General features: G+C 71.7%; 22 protein-coding genes. 9 read left to right on the forward strand and 13 right to left on the reverse strand.

Translation table 11 applies throughout. The annotated features are described in order from the left end of the window. Position 1: 1 nt before the first annotated feature. The 4 genes from ACFYVJ_RS00270 to ACFYVJ_RS00285 form a co-directional block, all read right to left on the reverse strand. Positions 2 to 433, reverse strand: a complete 432-nt coding sequence (locus tag ACFYVJ_RS00270) for a DUF5959 family protein (protein WP_388884876.1) — start codon at positions 431 to 433, stop codon at positions 2 to 4. A 497-nt stretch (positions 434 to 930) separates the two neighbouring features. Beyond that, on the reverse strand, positions 931 to 1,626 hold the full coding sequence (locus ACFYVJ_RS00275; RefSeq protein WP_388884878.1) for a hypothetical protein: 696 nt from the start codon (positions 1,624 to 1,626) through the stop codon (positions 931 to 933). Next, positions 1,623 to 2,174, reverse strand: a complete 552-nt coding sequence (locus tag ACFYVJ_RS00280) for an RNA polymerase sigma factor (protein ID WP_388884880.1) — start codon at positions 2,172 to 2,174, stop codon at positions 1,623 to 1,625. Before ACFYVJ_RS00280 ends, ACFYVJ_RS00275 begins: the two co-directional genes overlap by 4 nt. A gap of 454 nt (positions 2,175 to 2,628) precedes the next feature. Continuing rightward, a complete protein-coding gene (locus ACFYVJ_RS00285) occupies positions 2,629 to 3,258 on the reverse strand; it encodes a DUF6461 domain-containing protein (protein ID WP_388884882.1) in 630 nt (209 codons plus the stop codon). 247 nt (positions 3,259 to 3,505) lie between these two features. On the opposite strand from ACFYVJ_RS00285, the gene ACFYVJ_RS00290 reads away from it, so the two are divergent. The 6 genes from ACFYVJ_RS00290 to ACFYVJ_RS00315 all read left to right on the forward strand — a co-directional run bounded on the left by ACFYVJ_RS00290 (position 3,506) and on the right by ACFYVJ_RS00315 (position 8,712). Further along, a complete protein-coding gene (locus ACFYVJ_RS00290) occupies positions 3,506 to 5,014 on the forward strand; it encodes a DUF4246 domain-containing protein (RefSeq protein ID WP_388884884.1) in 1,509 nt (502 codons plus the stop codon). Between the two features lie 174 nt (positions 5,015 to 5,188). Then, positions 5,189 to 5,770: a hypothetical protein gene (locus ACFYVJ_RS00295; protein WP_388884886.1), complete on the forward strand. Its 582-nt coding sequence runs from the start codon at positions 5,189 to 5,191 to the stop codon at positions 5,768 to 5,770. 360 nt (positions 5,771 to 6,130) lie between these two features. Then, positions 6,131 to 6,919: a PspA/IM30 family protein gene (locus ACFYVJ_RS00300; RefSeq protein WP_388884888.1), complete on the forward strand. Its 789-nt coding sequence runs from the start codon at positions 6,131 to 6,133 to the stop codon at positions 6,917 to 6,919. Beyond that, a complete protein-coding gene (locus ACFYVJ_RS00305; protein WP_388884890.1) occupies positions 6,916 to 7,194 on the forward strand; it encodes a hypothetical protein in 279 nt (92 codons plus the stop codon). The genes ACFYVJ_RS00300 and ACFYVJ_RS00305 overlap by 4 nt, the downstream gene beginning before the upstream one ends. A gap of 6 nt (positions 7,195 to 7,200) precedes the next feature. After that, complete coding sequence (htpX, locus tag ACFYVJ_RS00310; RefSeq protein ID WP_388884892.1) at positions 7,201 to 8,127, forward strand: zinc metalloprotease HtpX; 927 nt, start codon at positions 7,201 to 7,203, stop codon at positions 8,125 to 8,127. A 6-nt stretch (positions 8,128 to 8,133) separates the two neighbouring features. Next, on the forward strand, positions 8,134 to 8,712 hold the full coding sequence (locus ACFYVJ_RS00315; protein ID WP_388884894.1) for a hypothetical protein: 579 nt from the start codon (positions 8,134 to 8,136) through the stop codon (positions 8,710 to 8,712). Between the two features lie 15 nt (positions 8,713 to 8,727). Here the strand turns inward: ACFYVJ_RS00315 and ACFYVJ_RS00320 are convergent, their stop codons facing one another. The 4 genes from ACFYVJ_RS00320 to ACFYVJ_RS00335 all read right to left on the reverse strand — a co-directional run bounded on the left by ACFYVJ_RS00320 (position 8,728) and on the right by ACFYVJ_RS00335 (position 17,107). Then, entirely contained in the window at positions 8,728 to 9,642 is a 915-nt protein-coding gene (locus tag ACFYVJ_RS00320; protein WP_388884896.1) for an NAD-dependent epimerase/dehydratase family protein, read from the reverse strand. Positions 9,643 to 9,856: 214 nt separating this feature from the next. Further along, entirely contained in the window at positions 9,857 to 13,825 is a 3,969-nt protein-coding gene (locus ACFYVJ_RS00325) for a S8 family serine peptidase (protein WP_388884898.1), read from the reverse strand. Between the two features lie 139 nt (positions 13,826 to 13,964). Then, positions 13,965 to 14,171 carry a hypothetical protein gene (locus tag ACFYVJ_RS00330; RefSeq protein ID WP_388884900.1) on the reverse strand — a complete coding sequence of 69 codons (207 nt, stop codon included), beginning with the start codon at positions 14,169 to 14,171 and terminating at the stop codon, positions 13,965 to 13,967. 44 nt (positions 14,172 to 14,215) lie between these two features. Next, positions 14,216 to 17,107, reverse strand: a complete 2,892-nt coding sequence (locus tag ACFYVJ_RS00335) for an ATP-binding protein (RefSeq protein WP_388884902.1) — start codon at positions 17,105 to 17,107, stop codon at positions 14,216 to 14,218. 227 nt (positions 17,108 to 17,334) lie between these two features. Here ACFYVJ_RS00335 and sigJ point away from each other — a divergent pair, with 227 nt between their 5' ends. From sigJ to ACFYVJ_RS00350, 3 genes are all read left to right on the forward strand, one after another. Then, a complete protein-coding gene (gene sigJ / locus ACFYVJ_RS00340) occupies positions 17,335 to 18,225 on the forward strand; it encodes an RNA polymerase sigma factor SigJ (RefSeq protein ID WP_388884904.1) in 891 nt (296 codons plus the stop codon). A gap of 186 nt (positions 18,226 to 18,411) precedes the next feature. Continuing rightward, positions 18,412 to 19,764 (forward strand): NAD(P)/FAD-dependent oxidoreductase, encoded by a 1,353-nt coding sequence (locus ACFYVJ_RS00345; RefSeq protein WP_388884906.1) that lies wholly within the window; start codon positions 18,412 to 18,414, stop codon positions 19,762 to 19,764. Between the two features lie 222 nt (positions 19,765 to 19,986). Next, positions 19,987 to 20,742 carry a hypothetical protein gene (locus ACFYVJ_RS00350; protein ID WP_388884908.1) on the forward strand — a complete coding sequence of 252 codons (756 nt, stop codon included), beginning with the start codon at positions 19,987 to 19,989 and terminating at the stop codon, positions 20,740 to 20,742. 77 nt (positions 20,743 to 20,819) lie between these two features. On the opposite strand, the gene ACFYVJ_RS00355 is transcribed toward ACFYVJ_RS00350, so the two are convergent. The 5 genes from ACFYVJ_RS00355 to ACFYVJ_RS00375 are packed head-to-tail and all read right to left on the reverse strand — an operon-like array spanning position 20,820 to position 25,426. Next, positions 20,820 to 22,196 (reverse strand): dihydroorotase, encoded by a 1,377-nt coding sequence (locus ACFYVJ_RS00355; RefSeq protein ID WP_388884910.1) that lies wholly within the window; start codon positions 22,194 to 22,196, stop codon positions 20,820 to 20,822. Continuing rightward, complete coding sequence (locus tag ACFYVJ_RS00360; protein WP_388884912.1) at positions 22,193 to 23,071, reverse strand: dihydroorotate oxidase electron transfer subunit; 879 nt, start codon at positions 23,069 to 23,071, stop codon at positions 22,193 to 22,195. The genes ACFYVJ_RS00355 and ACFYVJ_RS00360 overlap by 4 nt, the downstream gene beginning before the upstream one ends. Further along, complete coding sequence (locus ACFYVJ_RS00365) at positions 23,068 to 24,366, reverse strand: Zn-dependent hydrolase (RefSeq protein WP_388884914.1); 1,299 nt, start codon at positions 24,364 to 24,366, stop codon at positions 23,068 to 23,070. Before ACFYVJ_RS00365 ends, ACFYVJ_RS00360 begins: the two co-directional genes overlap by 4 nt. After that, positions 24,366 to 24,845: a hypothetical protein gene (locus ACFYVJ_RS00370; RefSeq protein WP_388884916.1), complete on the reverse strand. Its 480-nt coding sequence runs from the start codon at positions 24,843 to 24,845 to the stop codon at positions 24,366 to 24,368. Before ACFYVJ_RS00370 ends, ACFYVJ_RS00365 begins: the two co-directional genes overlap by 1 nt. Beyond that, entirely contained in the window at positions 24,842 to 25,426 is a 585-nt protein-coding gene (locus tag ACFYVJ_RS00375; protein ID WP_388884918.1) for a hypothetical protein, read from the reverse strand. Before ACFYVJ_RS00375 ends, ACFYVJ_RS00370 begins: the two co-directional genes overlap by 4 nt. Between the last annotated feature and the right edge of the window lie 21 nt (positions 25,427 to 25,447).

Below are 25,447 nucleotides of genomic sequence, written 5' to 3' on the forward strand. Positions count from 1 at the left end.
TTCAGTCCTCTTCGAGGGGCCAGGTCTCCCAGACGGCGTCCAGGCGTCGGTACGCGTCGTCGAACCAGGCGTCGGCCAGGGGGACGGTGACCGTCACCGTCGTCAGGGAGGCGGAATGGTCCTTGATCGTGACCCGGCACCTGTCGTCGTCCTCGTCGAGCTCGACGTACAGCCACGGCGCCCTCGATCCCTCGCGCCAGGCGATGTCCTCGCCCGCGTCGAGCGAGTCCAGAGCCTGCTGCCACTCCCCCAGGTCCTCGGGGAAGAGCCAGGTCTTGAGGGTGCCGCGGACGAACGGCGTTTCGACCACGAACTCCCCGACCAGCACATCCGCTTCGACGGGGGGCTTCCGCGTCTCCCTCCCGTCGATCCGGAGGACGACGCTGTTGCCGTCCCCCTCCAGACGGATCAGGTCGATCGGATCCTCAGCCATGACTGCCCCTCCCTGCTCGCGCACGTCGCCGAAGACTAGTCGCCACCACTGACACGACAGCGGCCGAGGGTCCATCAGCCCGCGCAGGCCCGGGAGTTGGCACCGTCGAGCACCGACGGACCGTCAGGCACCCAAGTCACGGCGCACTCCACGCACCAGCGGTCGCCGCCGCTCGTACGAGGCCCGCGGCAGCCGGAGGGCGAAGGGCTCTCGCCTGGGCGGCACCGCGCGGCGTTCTCCGGCGCGGTGCCGTCGGCGTGGGGAATGAGTTAGATCATCTGCTGTACCCACCAGAAGAGCAGACCCGCCAGCCCGGTACCGAGGCCGTAGTACAGGCCGCGCAGAAGGTGTGTAGTGATCTCGCTCCTGCGCGTGCGGCACCGGCAACTCCGCCGGCAGGCCGGGGCGTGGTGCACACGGATCCGGTTGTTCCTCGGACGCACGGCGGAATTGGCCGGCGGGCGCGTGAGCTTGGGCACCGGGACACCCTTCTTTCGTCAGTGCTGTTCGCAGTGGCGTTTGAAGCGGTCGGCGATCTCGCTTTCCGGTCGGCAGACCAGCGCGTCGCGGACGTCTTCGCGGGAAGCCAGACGCTGTATTTCCCGGTGCATGTGCGGTTCCCAGCCGGGTTCGCAGTGGCGGTCGACGTAGTCGGCGAACAGGCTCACGCCGGATATGAACTCGTCGTCGGGTCCGCCGTCCTTCTGCAGTTGCGTACGCCAGTGGCCGGCCTCGGCGGGCTCGCCGAGACCGAGGTGGTGCAGGTGCAGGCAGTACGCGGCGGCGCGGCTGCCGGCGCCGGCGGCCAACTGCCACCAGAACTGCGCGCTTTCCCGGTGATCCGCCTGGTACAGCATGCAGGCGAAGACCTGCATGCCGCGGATCGCCCCGTCTATGTCGGGCACCTCCAGCCACGTCTCGTGGCCCTGCGGCCCGTGGTCGCTGAGCAGACTGGCCAGCCGGCCGACGAACCCGGTCGCCCCGGCCCGGTTGACGGTCCAGCGCACCAGGACCGACAACTCGTCCCGCGCCTGCACCACCGGAGAGGCGTCCGTGCCCGGCCCCGTATACCCGGCCGGCCCCTCCTGCAGCCGCCGGAGCCCGGCCGCCACGTCGAACCGCCGCCGGCCCGCCAGCATCATCTCCCCGGCCCCCGCCAGGAGTTGTTCCACCGCCGAGCTCTGTTCGCTCACTTCGTGTCCCCGTCCTTCTTCAGCAACTGCGCGAGATCCCGTTCCAGGCGCTTCGTGGCGCGACGGCAGTGGTAGTCGACGGTGCTGGCCGTGACACCCAGGTACCAGGCGATCCGGTCGGTGGGGAACTTGCACAGGTAGCGCAGCACCACCACGTCGAACTGCCGCGGAGAGAGCTTCGCTATCGCCTCGTACAGCCCGACGCCCGCGTTCTGCTGCTCCAGGAGCTCCTGGTACACGGCCAGCACGTGCGCGATCTCGCGCCGCACCTTGGACTCCTCGACGTACGAGGCGACCACCCGGCGCAGGATCGCCCACGCCTGCTGCCGCAGGTCGCCGTGCCGGCCCAGTTCCTCCCAGCGGTTGCGGATCTGATGAAACGCCAGGTGGATCGCCTCTGCCGCGGTCTCGTCGTCGAGCCAGTGCTGGGCGTACGTGAAGTACGCGTCCGCGTTGGCGAGGTACAGCGCCTCGCACACGGGCGGGACGTGCAGCATGGCGTGCGTCACCGGGCTGCTGTGATCCTCTGCGGGGACTTCCTCGGTCATAGGTCCTCTTCGAACGGGGGCCGGATATGGAGAATCGGGTGACTCCCTCGTCACCCGATGAACTGCTGCACCCAGCCAACCCGACCACTTGAGCGAACACGCATGAGCAGCGCGCCATTTTCGCTCCGCGATCATGGATTCCGCGCCGCCCACAGCGACTTACCTCGCGGTAACGCCCGGCGAACTGCACGTTCGGGAATCCGGCACAACCGCGGTCTACACCTCTCGGCCATCGTGATGTGTCTCACAGTGCAAGCTGTGACCTGAGCCCTGAAATTGCAACCACGGACCGGAGACCAAACCAGACCACAAGACACCCACCATTGCCCGCCCTTCGACCGGAATAGGCAGCCACACGAATGAACCGGCCCGCCCGACGCCCGGACCACGCGACGGGGTCAGGCAAGCCGGGCAGATCCCGACCAGCCGTTCGGTACGGGCACTCGACGACTCTTCACTCGTAGATGCGGGCGAAGGCGGCCGTGGGCAGTGGTCCCCAGGTGTCCTCCCAGGCGATGGCGATCCCGTGCTTGTCTTCGAGGAAGCGCAGGAAGGCGGTGTCCAGGAGTTCCTCGTCGGTGTAGGTGAAGTCCGGTATCGCTTCGTCCGCTCCGGCCTCTCCCGAACGCAGCGTGAGCTGATCGCAGTAGGTCAGCACCTTTCCGTCCCGGGCGTAGCCGATCTCATGCTCCCCGTTCACGCTGCGGTACACCGAGTAGGTCCGCGTGCCGCGCGACAGCGCGGCCAAGTGGGCCGTGGAGCGGGCCGAGAACTCCTCGATGGCGTACGCCCAGCCGGGGACGGCGCCGGCGCGGACGATTGCCTCGGGGCAGGAGAGGAACCCGGCCTCGGCAAGGCGAGACAGGAGGGGCTCGTCTTCCAGGTCGAGGAAATCAATATCACCCAGCGGGTCGTCCTCCTCCCGCGACAGAAACTCCATGGCCTCGTCCTCGGTCAGCTCGTGGATGTGCTGCCGTTGCGCGCCCAACCGCACCAGAAGCTCCTCCGGCGTGATGTTCTCGCACAACGTGAAGGTGTAGCCCAGATCGTGCGCATTCGCTATCCACCGAATACCGTTCACCACGTCACGCCCTTCCGGCAGCCCGGCACGTACGCCGCAAAGTAGCCCACCAATCCCCCGCACGGGCAGGGAACTTCTGAACACCCGGCGGACACGGGCTGCCCCAAGGGCGCCGCCCGGGTACGCGCGGAGGTGCCCCGGCCGCCGGGTGCCGACTTCCGGACCGGCGGTGATGGGTGCGTGGGGCGGGGTGTCAGTGGGCTCCCGTATCCTTCCGGCCACCGCACATCGACTGGGAGGACCAGGAGAATTGAGTCGCCTTTCCGCTTTCCCGCTGCCCTTCAGGGCATCGCGTTCCCTCTCGTTCGCGAAGCCTCGCACCCTGCGGGAACTCGAGATGATGGAGTGCAGCGCCCATATCCGGGCGAAGCCGGAGTGGTTCGAGAAGAGGAACGACGCCGGCATCGTCGCCAGGTGGACGCAAGAGGCGATAGCCCAGGGCCTTACCGAGGCGCAGGTCCGTTACGTGCTCGCCGAGCTCGCGCACTACGCGGCGCTGCGCGACGGAAGCAACGGCGCGGAGGTGTCTGCAGTCGACGGGGTGTGGCAGTCGGACCGGCTGGTCGACGACGAGTTGCGGTCCCGGTTGCGGGAAGCGGTCCGGGTGCTGGAGGAGGTGCCGGAAGAGGAGCGGGACTGGCATCCCGGCTCCGCCGGGCAGGTGCTCGATCTGGTTCATCCGTCGCTGTTCTGCCTCGTGCACGGGGTGAGCGGCGCGCCGGAGCGGGCTTGGGAGAATCCGACGGACCGCTGGTCGACGTACGAGTTCTCGGAGAAGTTCCAGTGGCTGCCCACGGACGTCGACGTCAGCGCCGACGGCGAGGTCGCCTTCCGCTCGTACGTGAACAACGTCCACCCCGAGGCCCATCGCGAACTGGCCGACGTGCTGCCCGACTTGTTCGCCCGGATGCGGCCGCTGCTGGAGAACGTGCTCACCGACCTGCGCCATCCGCGGCCCCCGCGGATCGTGGCGGATCCGTACGGGTGGTACGACTCGGAGCCGGAGTATCCGGACGAGGCGGACCACGGCGACAAGGCGGCCCACGAGGAAGCCGTACGCGCCTGGGAGGAGGCCCAGGACGACTGGTGGGCGAACCGCAGCCCGGTTGTCCCCGACGCGCCGGCCTTCACCGCGCCCGAGCCGCCCGGCGACTCCGCCCGCGTCGACCTGCGCGGACGGCGGCTCCAGGTCATCGTCAAGCTGGCCACCATCCATCTCACCCCGGACAGGCCCGAGTACGCCGGCGGGTCGTGGCACGTCGAGGGGATGGTGAACGAGCGGATCGTCTCGACCGGCATCTACTACTGGGACAGCGAGAACATCACCGAGAGCCGGCTGAGCTTCCGGGCGGGCCTCGACGACCCCAGCTACGAGCAGAACGACGACAACGGCGTGCGCGAGGTCTACGGCCTGGAGAACGAGGAGGCGATGAACCAGGTCCTCGGCTCGGCGGCCACCCCGGCGGGCCGCTGCCTGGCCTTCCCGAACATCCTCCAGCACCGTGTCGGCGAGTTCCGCCTCGCGGACCCCACCCGCCCGGGACATCGCAAGATCCTCGTGTTCTTCCTGGTCGACCCGTCGAAGAACATCGTCTCCACGTCCGACGTACCACCGCAGCAGCCCTGGGCCGGCACGTCGACCATGACGCTGGCGGAGGCCAAGGGCCACCGCGAACAGCTCATGCACGAACGCAAGTTCTTCATCGACGAGCACAACGAACAGGTCTACGAGCGGGGGTTCTCCCTCTGCGAGCACTGAGGCCGGCTCGGCGGGCCTGGCGCGATCGACGGGGGGAGCCCGCCCGGCCCGCCAGGTCTCCCGGCCCCGCCCGTGCGGGTCCGTCGCGGCGGATATTGCTCCGCCCGGGCCGGAACCGTTCCGGCCCGGGCTGCGTGACCTCCTTGTGTTGCCGGCTGATGCTGAGGGGGACGAATGAAGGCTCGGACGATCGTGGGCGTGGTGCTGGCGGGGAGCGCGGCCCTGGTCGCGACCGCGTGCGGTCCGGACAAGGACAAGGACGACTCGGACGCGAAGGCACCGGCGGCGTCGGAGCCGTCCGAGCCGGCGGAGGCGTCCACGGAGGTCGAGAAGCCCTCGACCGCCCCGTCCCCGTCCGCCCCGAGCGAGAAGCCGTCCGCCCTCCCGGCCGGTGACCAGCCCGCGCCCAAGACGAAGGAGGGCGCGATCGAGCGGTACGAGGTGTACCTCCACGCCGTGGGCCGTGAGGACATCGACACCGTCTGCGAGGTGGCCGGGCCCGCCGCCGAGAAGGGGGAGGCCGAGGGGGTCGGTCCGTGCTCGACGGCCTTCCTCGCCATGTTCCAGATGATCTCGCCGGAGCAGAAGGAAGCCCTGAAGACCGCCACCGTCGACCCGCAGGGCGTCGCCGTGATCGCTCCCGACCAGGTCGAGATCCCCGCGGAAGCGGTCAGGGCCTCCATGACCTTCTCCGACAGCGAACTCGGCAGGCGCACCATGGGGTACCTCGAGGACGAGTGGTTCATCACCGACTGACCCGGCCCGTCACCCCTCGCGTACGGAGCCGTCCGCCCGACGGCTCCGTACACCCGTCCCGCCTTCCTCCCCCGGCCTGCCGTCACTCTGCGTAGCACCCCGGCCGCCCACGGCGAGACCCGGCGCCCCGCCGGATGCCCTGGCCGGCCCCGGGTACGCGCCCGCCGCGCCCGCCCCGCACCCGCCCGCACCCGCCCCGCGGCCGGTGAAGATGCCGGACCGCCCCGGTGCGGGACAATGGAAGTGCCATGGTCGGGGTTGTGGCCCCTACGCGGCAGGCGTCACCGCGCGTACGCGCAACCGCCCGGCCTGTCTCTCGCGCTTCATGCGGAGTCGAGAGGCGAGAGGAGGGCGGTCTTCATGACCAGCATCACGAAGCGAATCGGCGCCCTGTTCCGGATCAAGGCCGACAAGGCGCTCGACCGGGCCGAGGACCCGCGCGAAGTCCTCGACTACTCGTACCAGCAGCAGTTGGAGATGCTGCAGAAGGTACGGCGCGGTCTGGCCGACGTCGCGACCAGCCGCAAGCGCATCGAGCTGCAGACGGACGAGCTGCGGAAGTCCACGGGCAAGCTGGAGGGCCAGGCTCAGCAGGCCCTCGCCGTCGGCCGGGAGGATCTGGCCCGCGAGGCGCTCACCCGCCGTACGACCACGGCCGCCCAGATCGCCGATCTGCAGGACCAGCAGACGGCGCTGCAGGCGGAGGAGGAGAAGCTGACCCTGGCCTCCCAGCGCCTCCAGGCCAAGGTGGACGCGTTCCGTACCCGCAAGGAGACGATCAAGGCCACCTACACCGCGGCCGAGGCCCAGACCCGGATCACCGAGGCCGTCAGCGGCGTCGGCGAGGAGATGGGCGACGTCGGCCTCGCCGTGCAGCGGGCCCAGGACAAGACCGAGCAGATGCAGGCCCGCGCGGGCGCGCTGGACGAGCTGATCGCCACCGGGGCGCTGGAGGACGCCACGCAGCCGGGCGGCCGGGACGACATCGAGACCGAGCTGGAGCGCGTGGGCGCCGATCAGGACGTGGAGATCGAGCTGGCCCGGATGAAGGCGCAGTTGCCCGCCGGTTCAGGACCGCAGCCGAAGGGAGATCCCGGCGCCGCGGAGGGCGGCTCGGAGGGCGGCTCGGACGAGGAGGCGACGTCATGATCATTCGGATTCTCGGCGAGGGCCAGTTCGAGGTCGCCGACCAGCACCTGGACCGGCTCAACCACCTGGACACCGCTCTCCAGTCGGCCGCGGACGCGGGTGACGAGGGCGCGTTCGGCACCGCGCTGTCCTCGCTCCTGGACGTCGTACGCAGCCTCGGCCGGCCGCTGCCGGACGAGGAGATCACGCCGTCCGACCTGGTACTGCCCGACGAGGGCACCAGCCTCACGCAGGTGGGGCAACTGCTTTCCGACGATGGCCTGATTCCGGGGTGAGTACTGATGCACAGCCGCTTTGAGCCCGACCGGCGACTGACCACCCGCATGGTGGTCACGATGTTCCTGCTCGGGCTGGTGTACGTGGCCTTCGTCGCCGCGCTGATCGCACTGCTCAAGTCCATCGTGCTGGTGGTGGTCATCGCCGCCGGGGTGCTGGCGGTGCAGTACTGGTTCTCGGACCGGATCGCCATGTACGCGATGCACGGCAGATTCGTCACACCCGAGGAAGAACCCCAGTTGCACGGCATCATCGACCGGCTGTGCGCCACCGCGGACATGCCCAAGCCGCGGGTGGCCGTCTCCGGGATGGACCTGCCGAACGCGTTCGCCACCGGCCGCAACGCCAACCACGCGGTCGTCTGCGTCACCAAGGGGCTGCAGCGCCGCCTGACGACCGAGGAGCTCGAAGGCGTCCTCGCCCACGAGCTGTCCCACATCGCGCACCGCGACGTGGCGGTGATCACCATCGCCTCGTTCCTGGGCGTGATCGCGGGACTCGTCGTCCGCTTCGCCTTCTACTCCCAGCTCTTCGGCGGACGCTCGCGCGACCAGAACACCGTCGTCATCCTCGCCGCGGTGATGGCGGTCTCGGCGGTCGTCTACGCGGTCAGCTTCGTGCTCATCCGCGCCCTCTCGCGCTACCGCGAGCTCGCCGCCGACCGCGCCGGGGCCATGCTGACCGCCAAGCCCTCCGCGCTGGCGTCGGCCCTCACCAAGATCAGCGGGGACATCGCCCGTATCCCCACCCAGGATCTGCGTACCTCCCAGGCGTTCAACGCGTTCTTCTTCACCCCCGCCATCCGCCCCGGCAGCGCGATGGCCAACATGTTCTCCACCCACCCCACCCTGGAGCGCCGGCTGGAGGCCCTATCGGGGATCTCCGCCGAGCTTGGCGAACAGGGCGGCGGGGACAGCGCGGGAAGGAGCTGAGACCACGTGGGCTTCCTGGATTCCCTGTTCGGCCGGTCCAAGCCGGTCAAGCCCGACCTCGACCAGCTCTTCGGGCTCCCCTCCGCGGCGATCACGCTCCAGGCGGCCGTCGGCTTCACCCCGACCGGTGCGGGCTCGGTGTGCTTCGCGTCCATCGAGGGCGGGGCCTTCGCCCAGGTCCAGCAGGAGGTACGGGCCCTGCTGGACGCCGACTCCGAACGGGCCGGCGTGCCGGTCGAGTCCAGCCGCGACGACTACGGGTACTCCTGGCTGCTCTCCCGCCGCGCTCCGGACGACCTGCCCGCGCTGGTGAGCGACCTGCACGCGGTGAACTCGGCACTGGAGGACAGCGGCTTCGGGCCGCAGCTCCTCTGCTCCCTGGTCACCTTCCACGACGCCGAGCGGCGCTCGATGGCGCTGGTCTACCTCTACAAGCGCGGCACCTTCTACCCCTTCGCCCCGATGCCCGGCGAGAAGCGCGACAACCCGCTGGAACTCCAGGTCAAGGCGGTGGTCAAGGACGACCTGCGCGTCGAGGAGGACCTGACCCGCTGGTTCCCGCTGTGGGGCGCCCCCGGACTGTGAGGCCCACCGCGGCGCTCAGCCGGCCGTGATCATCTCCTTGAGCACGTCGTCGAGCGGGGTGGGGTGCAGGTCGAACGTCGCCTCGATACGGGAGGAGTCCAGGACGAACGGCTGCTGGAACTGGTACTGCATCTCCGGCAGTTCCCGTACCACCGGCGAGAACAGCCCGCCGGCCCGGAGCACCCAGCCCGGCATCGCGCGCAGCCGCGGCTCGCGTACCTCGGCCAGCCGGGCCAGGCGGGCGGCCAGTTCGCGTACGGAGAGGGGCGGAGGGGTGGGCGCGTGCCAGACGCGGCCCCAGGCCCGCTCGTCCTGCGCCACCGTCACCAGCGCCCGGGCGGCGTCGCGGGTGGCCGTCCAACTGTGCGGGGCGTCGAGGTCGGCGGGCACCAGCGCGGGCTTCCCGGCCAGCACCTTGGGCGCGACGCTGACGGTGACGACGGAGTACGCGCCGGCGCCGATGAAGTCCGAGGCCCGCACGGTCGTCACGCGCACCCGGCCGGCCTCGTGCGCGGCGTCGGCCTGCCGCCAGACCTCGGCCCGGACGCGGCCCTTGGCGCTGGAGGGCGCCAGGGGCAGGTCCTCGGTCATGGGGCCCTCGACCGGCCCGTAGGCGTAGAGGTTGTCGAGCATGACGTAGTCGGCGCCGGTGCGTTCCGCCGCGGTGAGCAGCCCTTCGGCCAGCGGCGGGAGGGCCTTGGGCCAGGTGTGGTACGGCGGGGCGGCGCAGTTGAACAGGGTGGCGGCGCCCCGGGCCACCTCCGAGAGCCGGTCGGCGTCGGCGGCGTCGGCGGCCACGCGCTCGATCGACGGGTGCCCGGGCCCGCCGCCGCCGCGGGTGACCAGCCGGACGCGGTGGCCGGCATCGGCGAGCAGACGTGCGGTGGCCACGCCGGTGCCACCGGCACCGACCACGACGGCGAGAGACATGGGCTTCTCCAGGGCTCCGGGCGGGCTCGGCGCCAGGGCCCGGCAACCCGGACGTACGGCACTGGCCGGGGACCGAACACCTGGAGGTTCAGACTATGCCCACCCGGGATCGGGCCGCCGTGAACCCCGCGCCGGTCAGGCGGGTCCCCGGCCGCCGGCGCACGGCTGCCCCCGCCGGGCGGCGGGGGCAGCCGTGCGGTGCGTCGTGCGGGAACTACCGCAGGGTGATGGCCTTGCTGCTGGTCTGCTCGACGCGGTTGCCGTCCTCGTCCCAGGCTTCCGCCCTGAGGCTTACGGACCCGGAGGTCCCGGCCAGGGCCGGATAGGTGAGGGTGACGGCGTAGTCGCCTTCGCCGCGCTTGCGGACGGTGGCGTTCTGCCAGGTGGCGCCGTCGTCCGTGGAGTAGCCGAGCTTCAGCCCGGCGATCTCCGGCATCCGCTCGGTGGACTCGGGGTGGCGGACGTCGACCGTGAACGTGTGCTTGCGGCCCGCGGGGACGGTGCTGTCCAGGGACAGGCTCCCGGACAGGTCGTAGCCGACGAACACCAGCGGCTGCGGGTTGCACGGACCGGTGTTGCCGACCTGCGCGAGGAAGCACATGTCGTTGGGTCCGGTGGTGTCCTCGTCCCGCACGCGGGAGCGGAACGTCCACGTGTTGGCCATGCCGGCGCCGCTCTGCCTGATCTGATACGTGCCCTCGCCCTTCGGCATCCGGAACGCCTCGATCGGCAGCGGGGTCTTGACCCGCTCCAGTTCCACGCCGTCGCGGGTCACCGTGACGTTGGTGTTGGCGACCGTGGTGCCGCTCTCCGTGCCGTCCCCGATCACCCGTTCGTAGGTGGGCAGGAGCAGATCACCCTGCACGCAGAACGAGCAGCCCAGCTTCCAGCCGACACCGGGGACGGTGCCTCCCCGGGCCCATCCGGGCGTCAGCGGGGTGGAGAGCCAGTCGAGTTCGGTACGGACCGGCCGGTCCACGACCGTGGCGACCGAGCGGTTGTCGTTGGGCTGCACGGTCTGGACCTGGCCGGTGCGCAGCGCGTCGGAGTAGAGGCCGCCCAGGTAGAGCGGGCGTTCCCGGCCGGAGGTGAACGCGGAACCGACCGCGAACGAGGCGATCTCCAGCGGCTTGTGGCTGTGCCACGCCTCGGTGGTGTACCGGCTGCCGTTGGTCTGGTGGAAGCGGGACTGGACGGTGGCGAGCTGGTTGTTCTTGTAGGTGTAGGTGAGGTTCGCCGGGATCTGCCCGTCCTCGTACCGCAGCAGGTTGTAGACGTAGTCGATGTCGGGGTTGCTGTCGATCCGGACGGTGACCGGGCCGCGTTCGAGCTGGCTACGGATCTTCTGGCCCTGGTCGGGCAGGATCTGGCCGACGGGCAGCGGAACCCGCTGGCCCTCCACGCCGCCGGTGGGCACCGAGCACCCCTGGTGCACGTACTTGGCGTAGAGGAGCACGCCGGTGGCTCCGGCGTCCTTCAGTTGCTGTATCCGGTCGTTGTACAGGTAACAGCCCCAGTTGGCGCCGTCCTCCGGGTCGGGGGACATCATCAGCAGGGCGACCTTGCCCTTGAGGTCCGCCCCGGCGATGTCCTCGGGCGTGGCCATGCCCACGTCGGCCACCTGCTTGCGGTAGCGGCCCTCCGGGAACGGCGTGTACTCGCCCCGCGGCATGGAGAACGTCCCGTCGGTCTTCCCGTAGGTGTGGACGTCCAGCGGCGTCCTGGCCGGGGAGGTGACGCCGATGTCGAGCTGGAGGTTGGTCAGGGTCGTCCGGGTGGAGAAGAGGAACTCGCCCTTGGTCACCTTCTTGGTGGGCGTGAAGTACCGCTCGCCCTGGAAGAGGCCGAACCCTCCGGAGAAGATCGGCGTGCCGTCCCACGCGGTACGCAGGCTCTGGACGGCGATGCCCTCCCATTTGTCGCTGTGCGGCCGGGGGGTGCGGTACTGCAGCCGGACCGCCTTGCGGGCGTCCAGGGTGACCTCGGCCCCGTTCTCGCCGACGGTCACCTCGGGCTCGTACAACTGCGTGCTGGTGCCCGGGCCGCCGTCCTCGGTGTTGCCGAGGATCGAGCCGCTGACGCTCCAGGTACCGGGCTGGACGAGGAACTGCGCGGTGCCGTCGCCGTAGCTGTTCGCGGCCTGGCTGTACACCTCGGGTACGTCCACGGCGGAGGCGCTGACCGAGAACATCTGGGGGTCGGCGGGGTTGCCCTTGCGGTCGAGGACCTTCACGCTGAGCAGGACCTTCTTCGGCTGGCGCTGCAGGTTGACCGCGGTGGAGACGCGGTTGCCGCCGCCGTCGGTGGCGACGACGCTGCCGTAGTAGGCGTCCTGCTCCAGGCCGCCGGGGTCGGCGGTGACGGTGACGTCGGCGGTGGCGTGCGCCGGGACGGTGACGGTGTCGCCGCCGGTCGTCAGCCGGCCGTCGAGCGGGCCCGCCGCCTTGCCGCCGAACTCGGTGGCGAGGGAGAGCGTGACGTCGGTGTCGCCGTCGTTGGCGTACGTGATCGTACGGTCCAGGGGGTCGTTCTCGCTGAACTCCACGGTGCCGTAGTCCACCGCGCCGGTGGTCGCCGTCACCTGCTGGCCGGTCGCCCGCGCCACGTCGAGCCGTCCGGCGCCCTGGTCCGCGGGGGTGTGCCCGGCGTCCTTCGACGTGGACATCAGGGCGGTCTTGAGCCGGGACCAGGACCAGTCCGGGTGCTGCTGGGCGAGGACCGCCGCGGCACCGGCGACGTGCGGGGTGGCCATCGAGGTGCCGCCGGCACTGGTGTAGTTGTCGTCCACGGGCGTGCCCATGGACGTACCCGCGGCGCGGGCAGCGGCGATGCCGACGCCGGGCGCGGCGATGTCGGGCTTCAGGGCGCCGTCGCCGAAGCGCGGGCCGCGGCTGGAGAAGTCCGCCATGCCGTCCGACTTGTCGGTGGCGGCGACGGTCAGCGCGGAGTCGGCGGTGCCGGGGGCGCTGACGGTCTCCTTGCCGGGGCCGTCGTTGCCGGCGGCGATGACGAACAGGGAGTCCGTGGACCGGGTCAGTTCGTCGACCGACCGCGACAGCGGGTCGCTGCCGTCGGTGGCCGAGCTGCCCAGGCTCATCGACACGACCTTCGCGCCGGCCTCCTTGGTGGCCCACTCCATCCCGGCGACGATCTGCGAGGTGCTGCCCGAGCCGGCGTTGCTGAGCACCTTGCCGACGGCCAGCTTCGCCCCCGGGGCGACGCCCTTGTGCGAACCGCCCGACGCGGCGCCGGACCCGGCGATGGTGGAGGCGACGTGGGTGCCGTGGCCGTGCCCGTCCACGACCTCTTCGCCCGTGATGAAGCTCTTGCCGGCGGCTATCTTCCCGGCCAGGTCCGGGTGGGTGGCGTCCACACCGGTGTCCAGGACGGCGACGGTGACCCCGGCGCCGTCGAGGCCGTTCTTCCATGCCTCGGGCGCGCCGACCAGCGGCACGCTCTCGTCCAGTACGGCCTCGACCTTGTCGTCGAGCCACACCTTCGCGACGCCGCCGGCCAGCGCCTTGGGCGCTCTCGCCGAGGTGCCGGGGGCGGGCAGCTTGCCGCGCAGCGCCTCCCAGAACCGCTCGGCGTCGCCCTTGTCCACCTTCACCGCCGCACCGTGCAGCGAGTCCAGCGACAACGGCGCGCCGGCCGCGGGCAGTTCCCGCGCGGTACGGGCCACCGACGCCTGCGGGGCGTCACCCCGGTAGCTGAGGACCAGCGGAAGCTGCTCGGCCTTCGCGTCGGCGAAACCATTCTGCGCGAGGTAGGCGACGTCGAAGAGCTTGCGCTCCAGGATTCCGGCGCGTACCGCGGCCTGGGCGTCGTCGGGAATGACGAACGTCCCCTCGGGACCCGAGTACGTCTCGAACGTCGGAACGTGCCCGTCCGGCCGCCGCTGCGGGTCCGCGGTGACCGAGAAGCGCCCGGAGGCGTCCCGGCCGACCTGCACGGTGTCCCCGGTGACCAGGGTGACCCGCCACGAACCGGCGCGGGCACCGGATACGGGCACCACCTCGCCCTCGCGGGCCGCGGCGGGGGCGTTCTCGCTCCCGTTCCCGGCGGCGGCCTGCGATGCCACCGGCGTCAGCATCCCGGTGGCCAGCGCGGTCACCGCGACGCCGATGACCAGGCGCCGCCGGGACCGCGCCCGGCGGGGCACGCGTGATCTGCTCGTGGACATACGGCGTTCCAGCCGGCGGGGGCGCGAGGGTGATCGGTCGCGGAGCCTGTTGAGAGGCATGGAGGATCCTGCCTTTCAGGTCAAGGGAGGGGAGGAGAGGTGAGCGTCCGGGTCACGATGCGGCTGCGCTCGTGGCCGTTCAGGCCGGCAGCCATCCGTCGTCGTCCGGCCGGGCGTCGGAATCGGTGGAGCGGGTGCGGTTCGTGGATCCGGTCGGGGAACTGTCGCCGGGCGACGGCTCCCCGACCGTGGGCGTTGCGGCTTCGGGACGGGCGTGGGCGGCGGGGTCCTGCTCGGCATCGTCGCGGGGCCCGGTCTGGCCGGCCGGTGTCGGGGAAGCGGGCATGCCGGAGAGCATGGCAGCGTGGCGATGCGTAGCCACCCGTGGACCTACGTGTTTTTGCTCCCGCCGGTACGTGCGCCCTCCCCCAGGCGGTGCGCGAGACCGATCCGGGAGCGCAGACCCAACTTGCGGAGCACCGTGCCCAGATGGCCTTCGACCGTGCGTGTCGAGAGGAACAGCGTCTCGCCGATCTCGCGGTTGGTCCGCCCGGCCGCGGCCATTACGGCGACCTGCCGCTCACGCGGCGAGAGACGGTCACCGTAGCCGCGACGTCCGCCGCGGTGGCGCGCCGCGGGGGCCAGGCCGTGATCGCGGGACAGCCGGGAGGCGCGGTCGTGGTCCCAGCGCGCGTCCAGCTCCTCGTACGCCTCGATCGCCTCCCGCAGCAGCGCCTGCCCGGCCGGATCCCCGGCGCCCAGCAGGACTGCGGCGGCCTCTTCGTGGCACTGCGCGGCCTCGTACGGACGGGGGAACCCGCTGTACACCTGTGCCGCCGCGGCCAGTTCGCCGGCCGCGTGCGCGTGATCGCCGCGGTGGGCGGCGAGCAGGCCGCGGGCACGGGGCAGCGCCGCAGCCGCCAGCGGCGCGTCCAGCGGCACGACGGCCTGCTCGAACTCCCGTAGGACACGACCGGCCTCCTCGGTACGCTCGGCGGCGGCCAGCGCCGCCACCAGCGCGGGGAGCGACTGGACCGCCAGCGGCCACAGCCGCTTGAGCCGCCACCGGTCAAACGCCTCGGCGGTCGCCTCGATCCCCTCGACCGGCCGGTGTTCGGCGACGGCCAGCCGCAGGGTGCCCGTCACCATCGGCGGCAGGGCCTCCAGAGCGGCGATCGACAAGGCCGCGCTCATCCCGCGGCCGAGACGGTCGCGGGCGGCGCCGGGTTCACCGCGGGCGAGTTGCAGACAGGCGGCCACGCTCTCCGCCCCGATCCACATGTAGCGGCGGTCGCGCAGCGCTTCCAGCAGCCGGGCGACCTGGGGGTCGATCTCCCGCCACGCCCCCCGGGCATGGTCCAGGACCAGCGCGAGGGTGCTCCTCAACAGGCCGGACACGGGCCCGCTGCGGGCGTCCGGGACGATCGCCAGCAGCCTCGCGGCGAGAGCGTCGTGCCCGGCCAGACATGCCTCGGCCACCGAGTACAGGGCACCGGCCTCGTCGCGGTGCGCGGGCGCGCCGACCAGGTGCTCCAGCACGAGATCGGCCGCGTCGCGCCAGCGCCGGTCACCCAGCAGCGCCAACTGCGACGCCGCCTTGCCCCGCACCAGTGCCGCCGCGCGCGGATCGTCCAGCGTGTCGGCCGTCGCCAGGGCGCGGCCGAGCCAGGCCGCGTGCTCGGCCGCCGGCACGTCGTCATCGAAGGGGAACCCGAGCCCGTTCATCACGAGCGCGGCCTCGAAGGGGTCCTGCAGATCCTCGACGGCGGCGGCAAGCGCCCGGCGCACCAGCGCCGGGTCACTGCCGGAAGCCTCCAGCAAGAGCCCGACCTGGAAGTGCAGCAGGCCGCGCATGGCCGGTGGCGGTTCGAGCGCGAGGGCCTGTTCGAGCAGGTCCTGGACATCGGGCCAGCGGACCGCACCCTGGGCGCAGTCGCCCAGCCTGATGGTCAGACGGACCCGGTCGGCCGGCGCGAGGGGGGCGGTGCGCAGCACGTCCTCCAGCAGCCGGGCGGCCTCGGCGTCGTCGGCGAGCGCGGCCGCCTGCTCGGCGGCGGCCTCGGCGGCGCCCACCCAGGCGTCGTACTGGCGCGCCTGGCGCAGGTGGTGGGCGACCTGCCCGAGGGGCACCGGGGTACGGGAGCGGACGGCGGCGGCGGCCCGGCGGTGCAGGTCCTGGCGGCGGGGCAGCAGCATCGACGCGTAGACGGCCTGCGCGGCGAGGGCGTGCCGGAAGCCGACGGTGCCGTCCCGCTCCTGGAGCAGCCCGGCGGCCAGCCCTTCGGTCAGCCCGTCCAGGGCATCCGCCGCGGGCACCTGGCAGGTCGCGGTGAGCACCTCCACCGGCACCGGCTCGACCAGCACCGCCGCGGCCTCGACCACCGCCTGCCCGGCGGCGGAGAGCCGCAGCACCCGGCTCAGCACGGAGTTGCGCACCCCCGCGGGGATGTCGAGGTCGTCGATGGCCCGCCGGGACCAGTTGCCGTCGCGCAGCACCAGGCTCCCCCGTTCCCGTAGCAGCGCCAGCAACTCCTGGATGACGAACGGGATCCCGGAGGCCCGCTCGCACAGATGCACGGCGAACTCCTCGGAGACGTGCGCGTCGGTCCGCAGGATCGCCGACGCCAGCAGGCGGGTCTGCGCCGCGTCGAGGGGGTGCAGCAGCAGATGGGTGTGGCCGACGCCGGTCCCCAGCCGCGCGGTGACGTGCCGCAGCGCGGCGTCCGCCTCCTCGCCGCGATAGGTCAGCACGACGGTGAGCGCGGGCGGGGGATCGCCGAGCAGGTAGCCGAGGAAGTCGACGGTCTGCTCGTCCGCCCAGTGCGCGTCCTCGACCACCAGCACGGCACGGCCGGCCTCGGCCAGCAGGCTGACCAGGCCGCGGAACACCCGGTGCCGCTCGGCCGCGTGGTCGTGCAGCGGCGCGGGCGCCTCCGGCAGCAGCTCGGCGAGTTCCGGCAGCAGCGGCCGCAGCGCCCCGGTCACCGCGGACAGCCGCCGCCCCCGCGCCACGGCCCCGACCCCGCGCACCGCGTCGAGCACGGGCCCCAGCGGAAACGGCTCCCGAATCTGCCGGCACCCCCCGACGAGCACCCGCACCCCGGCCAGCTCCCGGCGCCCGGCCATCTCACTGACGAGCCGCGTCTTCCCGATCCCGGCCTCGCCCTCGACCACGACCACGCCGGGCGCCCGCCCCACCGCCTGGACGAGCTGCCGCAGCTCACCGTCCCGCCCCACCAGCGCGGACACCTCGGCCGAGGTCCCAGCCTGCTCCTGCGGCACCGACGGTCACCAGCCCTTGGATCTACGCGGCGCCGCCGGGGGGCATCACGGCACCGCGGTACGGGAGAGGACCCAGGAAGTATCACCAGAACGGGATCGCCGAAACAGCCCCTGATCATGGCGGAGTTGCGTCACGCCGCCATGACCTGCGGCGGGCCCGCGGTTCCGTGGCCCCGGCCGCGGCACGGCAGCCCGTACGCTGGGGCCCGAGGGGAGGTTGTGATCCGATGGGCAACGGGCAGACGCCTGGGGGCTCCGAGCAGCAGGACGCGCTCGAAGCCGAGTGGGAGCAGCACCGCCCCGCGGTGTTCGGCGTCGCCTACCGGCTGCTGGGCAGTGTGGCCGATGCCGAGGACGTGACCCAGGACGTGTGGCTGCGGGCGGCCAAGGCGGATCTGCGGGGGATCGGCAACCTGCGGGCCTGGCTGGTGACGGTGGCCGCACGGCGGGCGTACGACATCCTCAAGAGCGCCCGGGTCCGCCGGGAGACGTACGTCGGGCCATGGCTGCCCGAACCGCTGCTGACGGGGCCGGACGCGTCCGAGCCGGTGCTCGTCGACGAGTCGGTCAGCACGGCACTCCTCCTGATCATGGAGGAGCTGACCCCGCTGGAGCGGGTGGCCTTCGTCCTGCACGACGTCTTCGGCATCGAGTTCGGCCGGATCGCCGAAGCGCTGGACGTTTCCGTGCCGGGTGCCCGGCAGCTCGCCTCACGGGCCCGGCGCCGCGTGGCCAAGGCGAGGGAGTCCATGCCGCAGGCGTCGAAGGCCGAACGCGCCCGCGTCCTTCAGACCTTTCGCGCCGCCTACGAGGCCGGGGACCTGGACGGCCTGGTCAAGCTGCTGCACCCGGACGCCGTCTACGTCAGCGACGGCGGCGGCAAGGCCCTCGCGGCACGCAAGCTGATCCACGGCGGTGAGCGCATCGCCGAGGTGCTGGTACGCGTGGGCCGCCAATGGCGTACGGACCGCATCGGCCTCGTCGAGGCCGGCGGCGAACTCGCCCTGGTCTTCCGCCGGGAGGGCGGGGTCTACTCCGTGGACACGCTGCAGATCACGGACGGTCTGATCACCGCGTACCGCAGGGTCGTCAACCCGGACAAGCTGTCCCACCTCTGAGCCGTCACTTCGCCACTCCCCCACCGGCTGTCACGCCCCGGCGGGCTGTCTCGTCTCCCTGATGAGCGGCCGTACGGAGCAGACGAAGGAAGGGTGCGCAGGTGAGGTACCTGGCGGACCGGGCGGCGGGAGTGACCCGGTCCGCGGCGACGGTGGCCGCAGCGGATGGCGAACGGGAGTGGAATCATGCGTGAGATTGTGATCGTCGGAGGCGGGTACGCGGGCTTCTACACGGCCTGGAGGCTGCAGAAGAAGCTGCGCAAGGGCGAGGCACGCGTCACGATCGTGGACCCGCGTCCGTACATGACCTACCAGCCGTTCCTGCCGGAGGTGACGGCCGGGTCGATCGAGGCACGGCACGCCGCCGTCTCGCTGCGGCGGCATCTGCGCCGTACCCGGGTGATCGCGGGGACCGTGACCGAGATCCACCACGCGAAGCGCAAGGTCACCATCCGGCCGGAGCACGACGGGGACTACCCGTTGCCCTACGACATCCTGGTGGTCACCGCCGGCGCCGTGACCCGCACCTTCCCCGTCCCCGGCATCGCCGAGCGGGCGATCGGCCTGAAGCACGTGGAGGAGGCCGTCGCCATCCGCGACCGGCTGCTGACCGCGTTCGACCAGGCGGCCTCCCTGCCTCCGGGCCCTCGGCGGCGCGCCCTGCTCACCTTCACCTTCGTCGGCGGCGGGTTCTCCGGTGTCGAGGGCTTCGGCGAACTGCTGTCACTGTCGAAGGCCGCGCTCAGGTCCTACCCCGAGCTGAGCGCCGACGACCTGTCCTTCCACCTGGTCGAGGCCCGCGGTCGGATCCTGCCCGAGGTGACGGACAAGCCGGGGGCCTGGGTGGTGCGCTCCCTGGAACGGCGCGGCGCGCGCGTCCACCTGAACACCCAGGTCGAGTCCGCCAAGGACGGACACATCGTGCTCTCCGACGGAGAGGAGTTCGACTCGGCACTGATCGTCTGGACCGCCGGCAACGCCTCCAACCCGGTCGTGCACAACCACACCGATCTGCCGGTCGACGAGCGCGGCCTGCTCCTGACCCGCGCCGACCTGCGGGTGGGCACGGAAAGCGAACCTCTCGCGGACGTGTGGGCAGCCGGCGACGACGCGGCCATCCCCGACCTGGCCTCGCACGTGCCCGGGGCGCTGACGATGCCCAACGCCCAGCACGCCGTCCGGCAGGGCAAGCGGCTGGCCAAGAACATCGCGGCGAGCCTGCGCGGACGCAAGGCCCGCCCCTACCGCCACGACAGCCTCGGAGCGGTCGCCACCCTGGGCGTGGGACGCGGCATCTTCCAGTACAAGCGCATCGTGATCAAGGGATTCCCCGCCTGGCTGATGCACCGCGGCTACCACGTCCTGGCCGTACCCACGTGGGAACGCAAGATCCGCGTCCTGGCCGTCTGGCTCACCGCCGCACTCTTCGGCCGGGACATCGTCTCCCTGCAATCCGTCCAGCACCCCCGCGACGCCTTCGTCACCGGCTCCGACCCGGAACGCACCCGGGCCCACCGGACAGATCACAACGCCGCCTGAACGACCCCCGGTTACCGCCGGAGGGTCGATGCCGTAGACCTGGCGAAGAAGCCTCAGACCTGTACGCATGCCCGGAGGCGGGCCCCGCACCTGTGTGCACTTCGGTTCATGTGACAGACCCGTGTCAACCCGCCGCCCGGCGAGGCGCCGATCGCTCCGCTGCCCGCTTGGCGAAAATAGCCGAGAAGACATCTGAATCCAGGCGAAAGGTGCGGACGCGGCATGCTCGACACCGCGCGGGTGCCCCCGCTGCTGGCCCTGGCGGCCCTGGTGGTCACCTTCCTCGTCACCCGCGGCATCACCCGCATGATCCGCGCCGGCCGGGGACCGTTCCGGAACGTCGACCCCGGCGGGATGCACATCCACCACGTGGTGCCGGGGGTCGTTCTCATGGTCATCGGAGGCTTCGGCGCGGTCTTCGTGGAAGGAGGCGTGGTCGCCGAGTCCGTGGTCGCCGTCGTCTTCGGTATGGGCACGGGTCTGGTGCTCGACGAGTTCGCCCTGATCGTCCACCTGCACGACGTCTACTGGAGCGAGCAGGGCCGCACCTCGGTCGAGGTCACCGTACTGACGACCGTGGTCGTCGGCATGGTGCTGATCGGCTCGTCCCCCTTCGACGTGAACAACCAAGGAGGGCCGCAGGATCAGGGGGCGCTCCTGTGGTCGGTCAACCTCGTCATCGGCGCCCTCATCGCCGTGATCTCCTTCGCCAAGGGCAAGTTCCGCATGGGCGTGCTCGGCGTGGTCATCCCCCTGGTCGGAGCGATCGGCGCGATCCGCCTGGCCCGTCCCACCTCACCCTGGGCGCACCGCTTCTACACCCGCCGGCCGCACAAACTCGCCCGCGCCACCCGCCGCGCCGCCCGCCACGACGCCCACTGGAACGGCCTGCGCACCCGCTTCCAGAACGCCATCGCCGGCGCCCCCAGCAAGCCCCGGCAGCAGGACCGGGACGACCCTCCCCCACCCCCCGAGTGACCCCGGCGGGAAGACGACGGGTGCCGAGCCGTCGGTCCGCCCTCACGTCCGTTCGGCCCGGCGGACGACTCCGCGCTTCAACCGGTCGGCCTCGGCACCGGTGGGCTGTCGTTCGCGGCCGTGGGGAGGGCCAGTCTGCGGTCGGGGTCGGCGGTGACGTGGCCCTCGACCACGGTGGCGACGACGCGATGGCGAAACGTCATGCCGTGAAACGGGGTGTTGTCCGACGCGCTGACCGACTCGGTCCTGTCCACCCGCCAGTCGGCCCGCGGGTCCACCAGGGTGAACGTCGCGGGCTCCCCCGCGGCCAACGGGCGGCCCGCCACCTCGGCGAGCCCCGCGATACGGGCGGGACGCGTGGACATCACCGTGGCCACGAGGCCCCAGTCCGGGGCGCCCCCGTCGCCCAGTGCCTCCGCGACCACGGGAAGCGCGGTCTCCAGGCCCAGCATGCCGAAGGGCGCCTCGCACCAGTGCTCGTCCTTGCTCGACGCGGTGTGCGGAGCGTGGTCGGTGGCGACGGCGTCGATGGTTCCGTCACGCAGGGCCGCGCGCAGCGCCGCCACGTCCTCGGCGCTGCGCAGGGGCGGGTTCACCTTGTACAGGGGGTCGGCTTCGCGGGTCATGAGATCGGTGAGCAGCAGATGGTGGGGGGTCACTTCGGCTGTTACGGGCCAGCCGCGCGACTTGGCCCACCTGACGATCTCGACGGTCCCCGCTGTGGAGACGTGACAGATGTGCAAGCGTCCGCCGGTGGCCCCGGCGAGTATCACGTCACGCGCGACGATCGTTTCCTCGCCCGTCGCCGGCCAGGGCGGCAGGGCGGTGGCCTGCGCCGCCGCGCCGGCGTTGATCTGGCCTCGCTGCACGAGACGGGGGCACTGGGCGTGCTGGGCGACTAGGGTTCCGGTGCGGCGGGCCGCCTCCAGCGCCCGTAGCAGCAGCCCGGGGTCGTCGACACATACGCCGTCGTCGGAGAACATCAGGGCGCCGGCCGCCGCCATGGCGTCGAGGGGTGCGAGCCGGCGGCCGGCGAGCCCGTCGGTGACGGCTCCCACCGGGTGCACCCGGCAGGATGCCGTTCGCGCCGCCCGCTCGACGATGTGCCGTACCCGCTCGGGGGTGTCGGTCACCGGCAGGCAGTTGGCCATGGCGAGCACGTCGGAGTACCCGCCGTGCGCTGCCGCCCTTGTGCCGCTGGCGATGGTCTCCGAGGCGGTGTCACCGGGCTCGCGCAGGTGGGTATGGAGGTCCACCAAGGCCGGCAGCATGATCAGCCCGTCGCAGTCGGCTGTCGTCACGTGCGCGGCGCTGGTGCCCTCCCTGTTCCCAGGGGGGGTCACGGCGACGATCCGGCTGCCCCGTACGGTCACGTCCCGGGATGCGCCGCCGAGGGGGCGGACCCCCCGCAGGATCGTCGTGCCCGCCGAGCTGCCGGCCCGGGGGCCGTTCACCTGTCCGTGTCCCGGTGGGCGAGGCGGAAGACCGGTCCGTCCGCGCAGATCAGCGGGGACTCCTCGGGGCCGCTCCTGGTGCCGGTGGCGCAGCCGTGGCAGTAGCCGAGGCCGCAGGCCATGTGGGCTTCCAGCGATACCTGGACGTCCGCCGCCCAGCGCCGGCCGAGTTCCTCGCAGAGCCGGGCCAGCCGCTCCGAACCGCACGTCATGATCTGCTGCGGAGGGGCCTGATCGAGGTCTGCGGTCAGCATGTCCCGGAGCCGGGTGACCTCGCTGCTGCCGGTGTCGTCGGTGACTTCGTGCAGTCGTGTCACACCTGCGGCCCGGTAGACGTCCGCTCCTACGACTCTGTCCGCGCTTCTGCCGCTGGCCACGGCGACGATCTCGACCTCGGTGCCCACGCATTCCTGGGCGACGGTGGTCAGCGAACAGGTGCCGATGCCTCGTCCGACCAGAAGGACGCGCCGCGTTCCCCGGGTGATCCGGAATCCCTGGCCCAGCGGTCCTACGACCAGCATTCGCTCGCCCGGTCGGAAGGAGGCCAGGCGACGGGTGCCGTCACCGACCACTCCGAGAAGGATGTCGATGGTGCCGGCCTGCGGATTCCGGGCGTATACGGCCATGGGGCGGGGCAGGACGGGACCCGTGTCCTCGTCCCGGGCGGCCGTCAGCATCACGAACTGCCCTGCCTGGCACGTCCGGGCGATACTCGGTGCTTCCAGGCGCAGGAAGTGGTGGCCGCGTCCGTGCGGCGTGGAGGCGAGGACCCGGGCACGGTGCCAGGTCGCGGCGGGCCGGCCGGTCCCGGACCCGGGCAGCGGTGTCACGCTGTCCGCGACCGGTATGACGGCGTCCGTGTCGAGGGTGTTCATGCGGCTGGGGCCTCCTGTGCGGACAGCCGGGCATCGAGTCGCAGGAGACCCGAAGCCAGGATGTCGGTGCCGACCGCGAGTTCGGCCGGGAAGGTCAGCTCCTCGGGACTGTGGCTGACCCCGCCGTTGTGACTGGGGACGAAGATCATGCCGGTGGGCACCACACGGTTGATCATCTGTGCGTCGTGGCTGGCCCCGCTGGGCATCACCCGGTGCGTGACCCCGGCCTCCGTCGCGGCCTCGGCGACGGTGTCGCGGAGCCATCTGGGGAGGATGACGGGAGAGGCGTCGGCCAGCAGCCGGGATTCGCACCCGATCCCGCGCCGGGAGCAGATGTGCTGTGCTTTTTCGACGATCTCCGCCGCGGTCAGCCGCTGTCGGTCGTTGTCGACGTCCCGGACGTCGACGTATACCTCGGTGCTCCCGGCGATCGTGGTGAGGGACCCGGGGGAGACATCCATGCGTCCGACGGTCGCACGCGTGCCGTGATGACGGCTGTCGTTGGCCAGGGCCTCGATCATCAGGATGATCTCCGCCGCCGCGGCCATCGCGTCGGCCCTCATCCGCATCGGGGTTCCCCCGGTGTGCGAGGCCCGTCCGGTGAGATCGAGGCGCAGCCGGGTACTGCCCGAGATCAGGTCGACGAGTCCGACGGGAACGGACTCGGACTCCAGCAGGGAGCCCTGCTCGATGTGCAGTTCCAGGAAGGCGGCCCAGTCCTCGCCGCGCCAGCGGGCCGTCCCGGTGTCGTTCGGGTCGAGGCCGACGGCCGTCATGGCCTGCGCCAGCGATACGCCCTCGGCGTCCTGCTTGGTCTTCAGGTCGGCTGGGCCGGTCAGTCCCGCGGCGATCCGGCTGCCCGTGCACGCCTGTCCGAAGCGGGCTCCCTCCTCGGCGGCGAACGCCACGAAGCGGACCGGCCTGGTGAGCCGGATCCCAGCCGAGACGAAGAGCCGTGCCACCTCCATCGCCGCGACCACACCGGCTATGCCGTCGTACGCGCCGGCGCCCGGCACGCTGTCGAGATGGGAACCGGTGCCCAGACCCGGCAGTCCGGGGGTCGTGCCGGGCAGTTCGGCGAGCGTGTTGCCGGCTGTGTCCGTACGTACGTCCAGGCCGAGCGCACGCATGTGCGCCGCGAATACGTCGTGGGCCTGGCGCTCCAGTGGGGTGTAGGCCAGCCGGGTGACGCCCGGGCCACTGCCGGGCTCCGACATTCCGGCGAAGGTGTCCAGGTGCGTTTGGAGCCGGTCCGCGTCGGCGTGACGAAGAGCGGCGAGCGTCGGTGCGGCCATCAGAGTCCGGCCGACGAGGCTTCCGCCTCGGAGAGCAGCGACACCACAGGTGGGGAATCCACGGCTGCGAGCGTCGGCGTGTGCAGGACGGCGGCCACCGCGGTGACTTCGGCGGCGGCGCCGCGCAGCAGGCCGAGCATCACCTGTAGCGGTTGCGGCTCCCAGGCCGTCGCCAGCAGTACGACTCGGTCACCGGGGGTGATCGCCGGGGCGACGGAGGTGATTCCGGACTCGTCGGTGACCCGTAGGACGGTAGCGTCCGTCGCCAGGGCCACGATGTGGGCGAGCACGGCTTCGTCGCTGCTCTCCCACACCGAGATGCGGTCCGGCTCCAGGTGCCGCACGGCGTCGGCGAGGGCGCGGCCGATGAGGTCGGTCGCGGCCGGGGACACCTGGGTGTTCAGGGTGAGCCCGTAGGTGTCGGTGCCCGCGCCGAGTTCACGGACGCCGGAAAGGATCGCGGAGGTGCTTTCGGTCATCGGGGACCCTCCTCTTTCGTGTCGGTCGCGGGCCTGGGCGGGGCCGGCGACGGGGTGGCGGGGAAGAGCGCATGGAACCGTACTCCGTACCGCTCCAGGAGCGTGTCCACCACGCTGTTGTCACCGAGATCGAGCACGCTCAGTACGCAGGAGACCCGCATCCCTGCTTTCAGGGCGGCGTGCACCGGCGGCGCGGCGTCCTGCGCCGTGCCCGTCAGCGGCACGACGACGACGGTGTGTTCACCCGCGTGGGCCTCGCCGGTCAGACGGGCGTCGTCCCCGGTACCGGTCACGGTCGCGAACGGCAGCCCTGTGTGCAGGGCCAGGGCGGTGGTGGCGGCGATGCCTTGGGGGCTGGTGCACACCAACCGGTCGGTCCCGTGCGGGAGCGCCTCGGCCAGCAGCGCCGCGGTGCGGCGCAGGATGGACGGCCGGCACTGGACGGCTTCGATGTCGACCCGGCCGTCGCCGAGGGGCGCCACCGCGAGTATGTCGGCGTACAGTTCGGCGCTTCGTTGCCGGGCGCTCTGGAAGGCGCCGGGGGTGTCAGGTGCCGTGTGGAGGACGTGGTCGAGGTTCATGTGGGCTCCGTGGATGGGACG

The sequence above is a fragment of the Streptomyces sp. NPDC004134 genome, assembly GCF_042874195.1.
GTDB lineage: Bacteria > Actinomycetota > Actinomycetes > Streptomycetales > Streptomycetaceae > Streptomyces.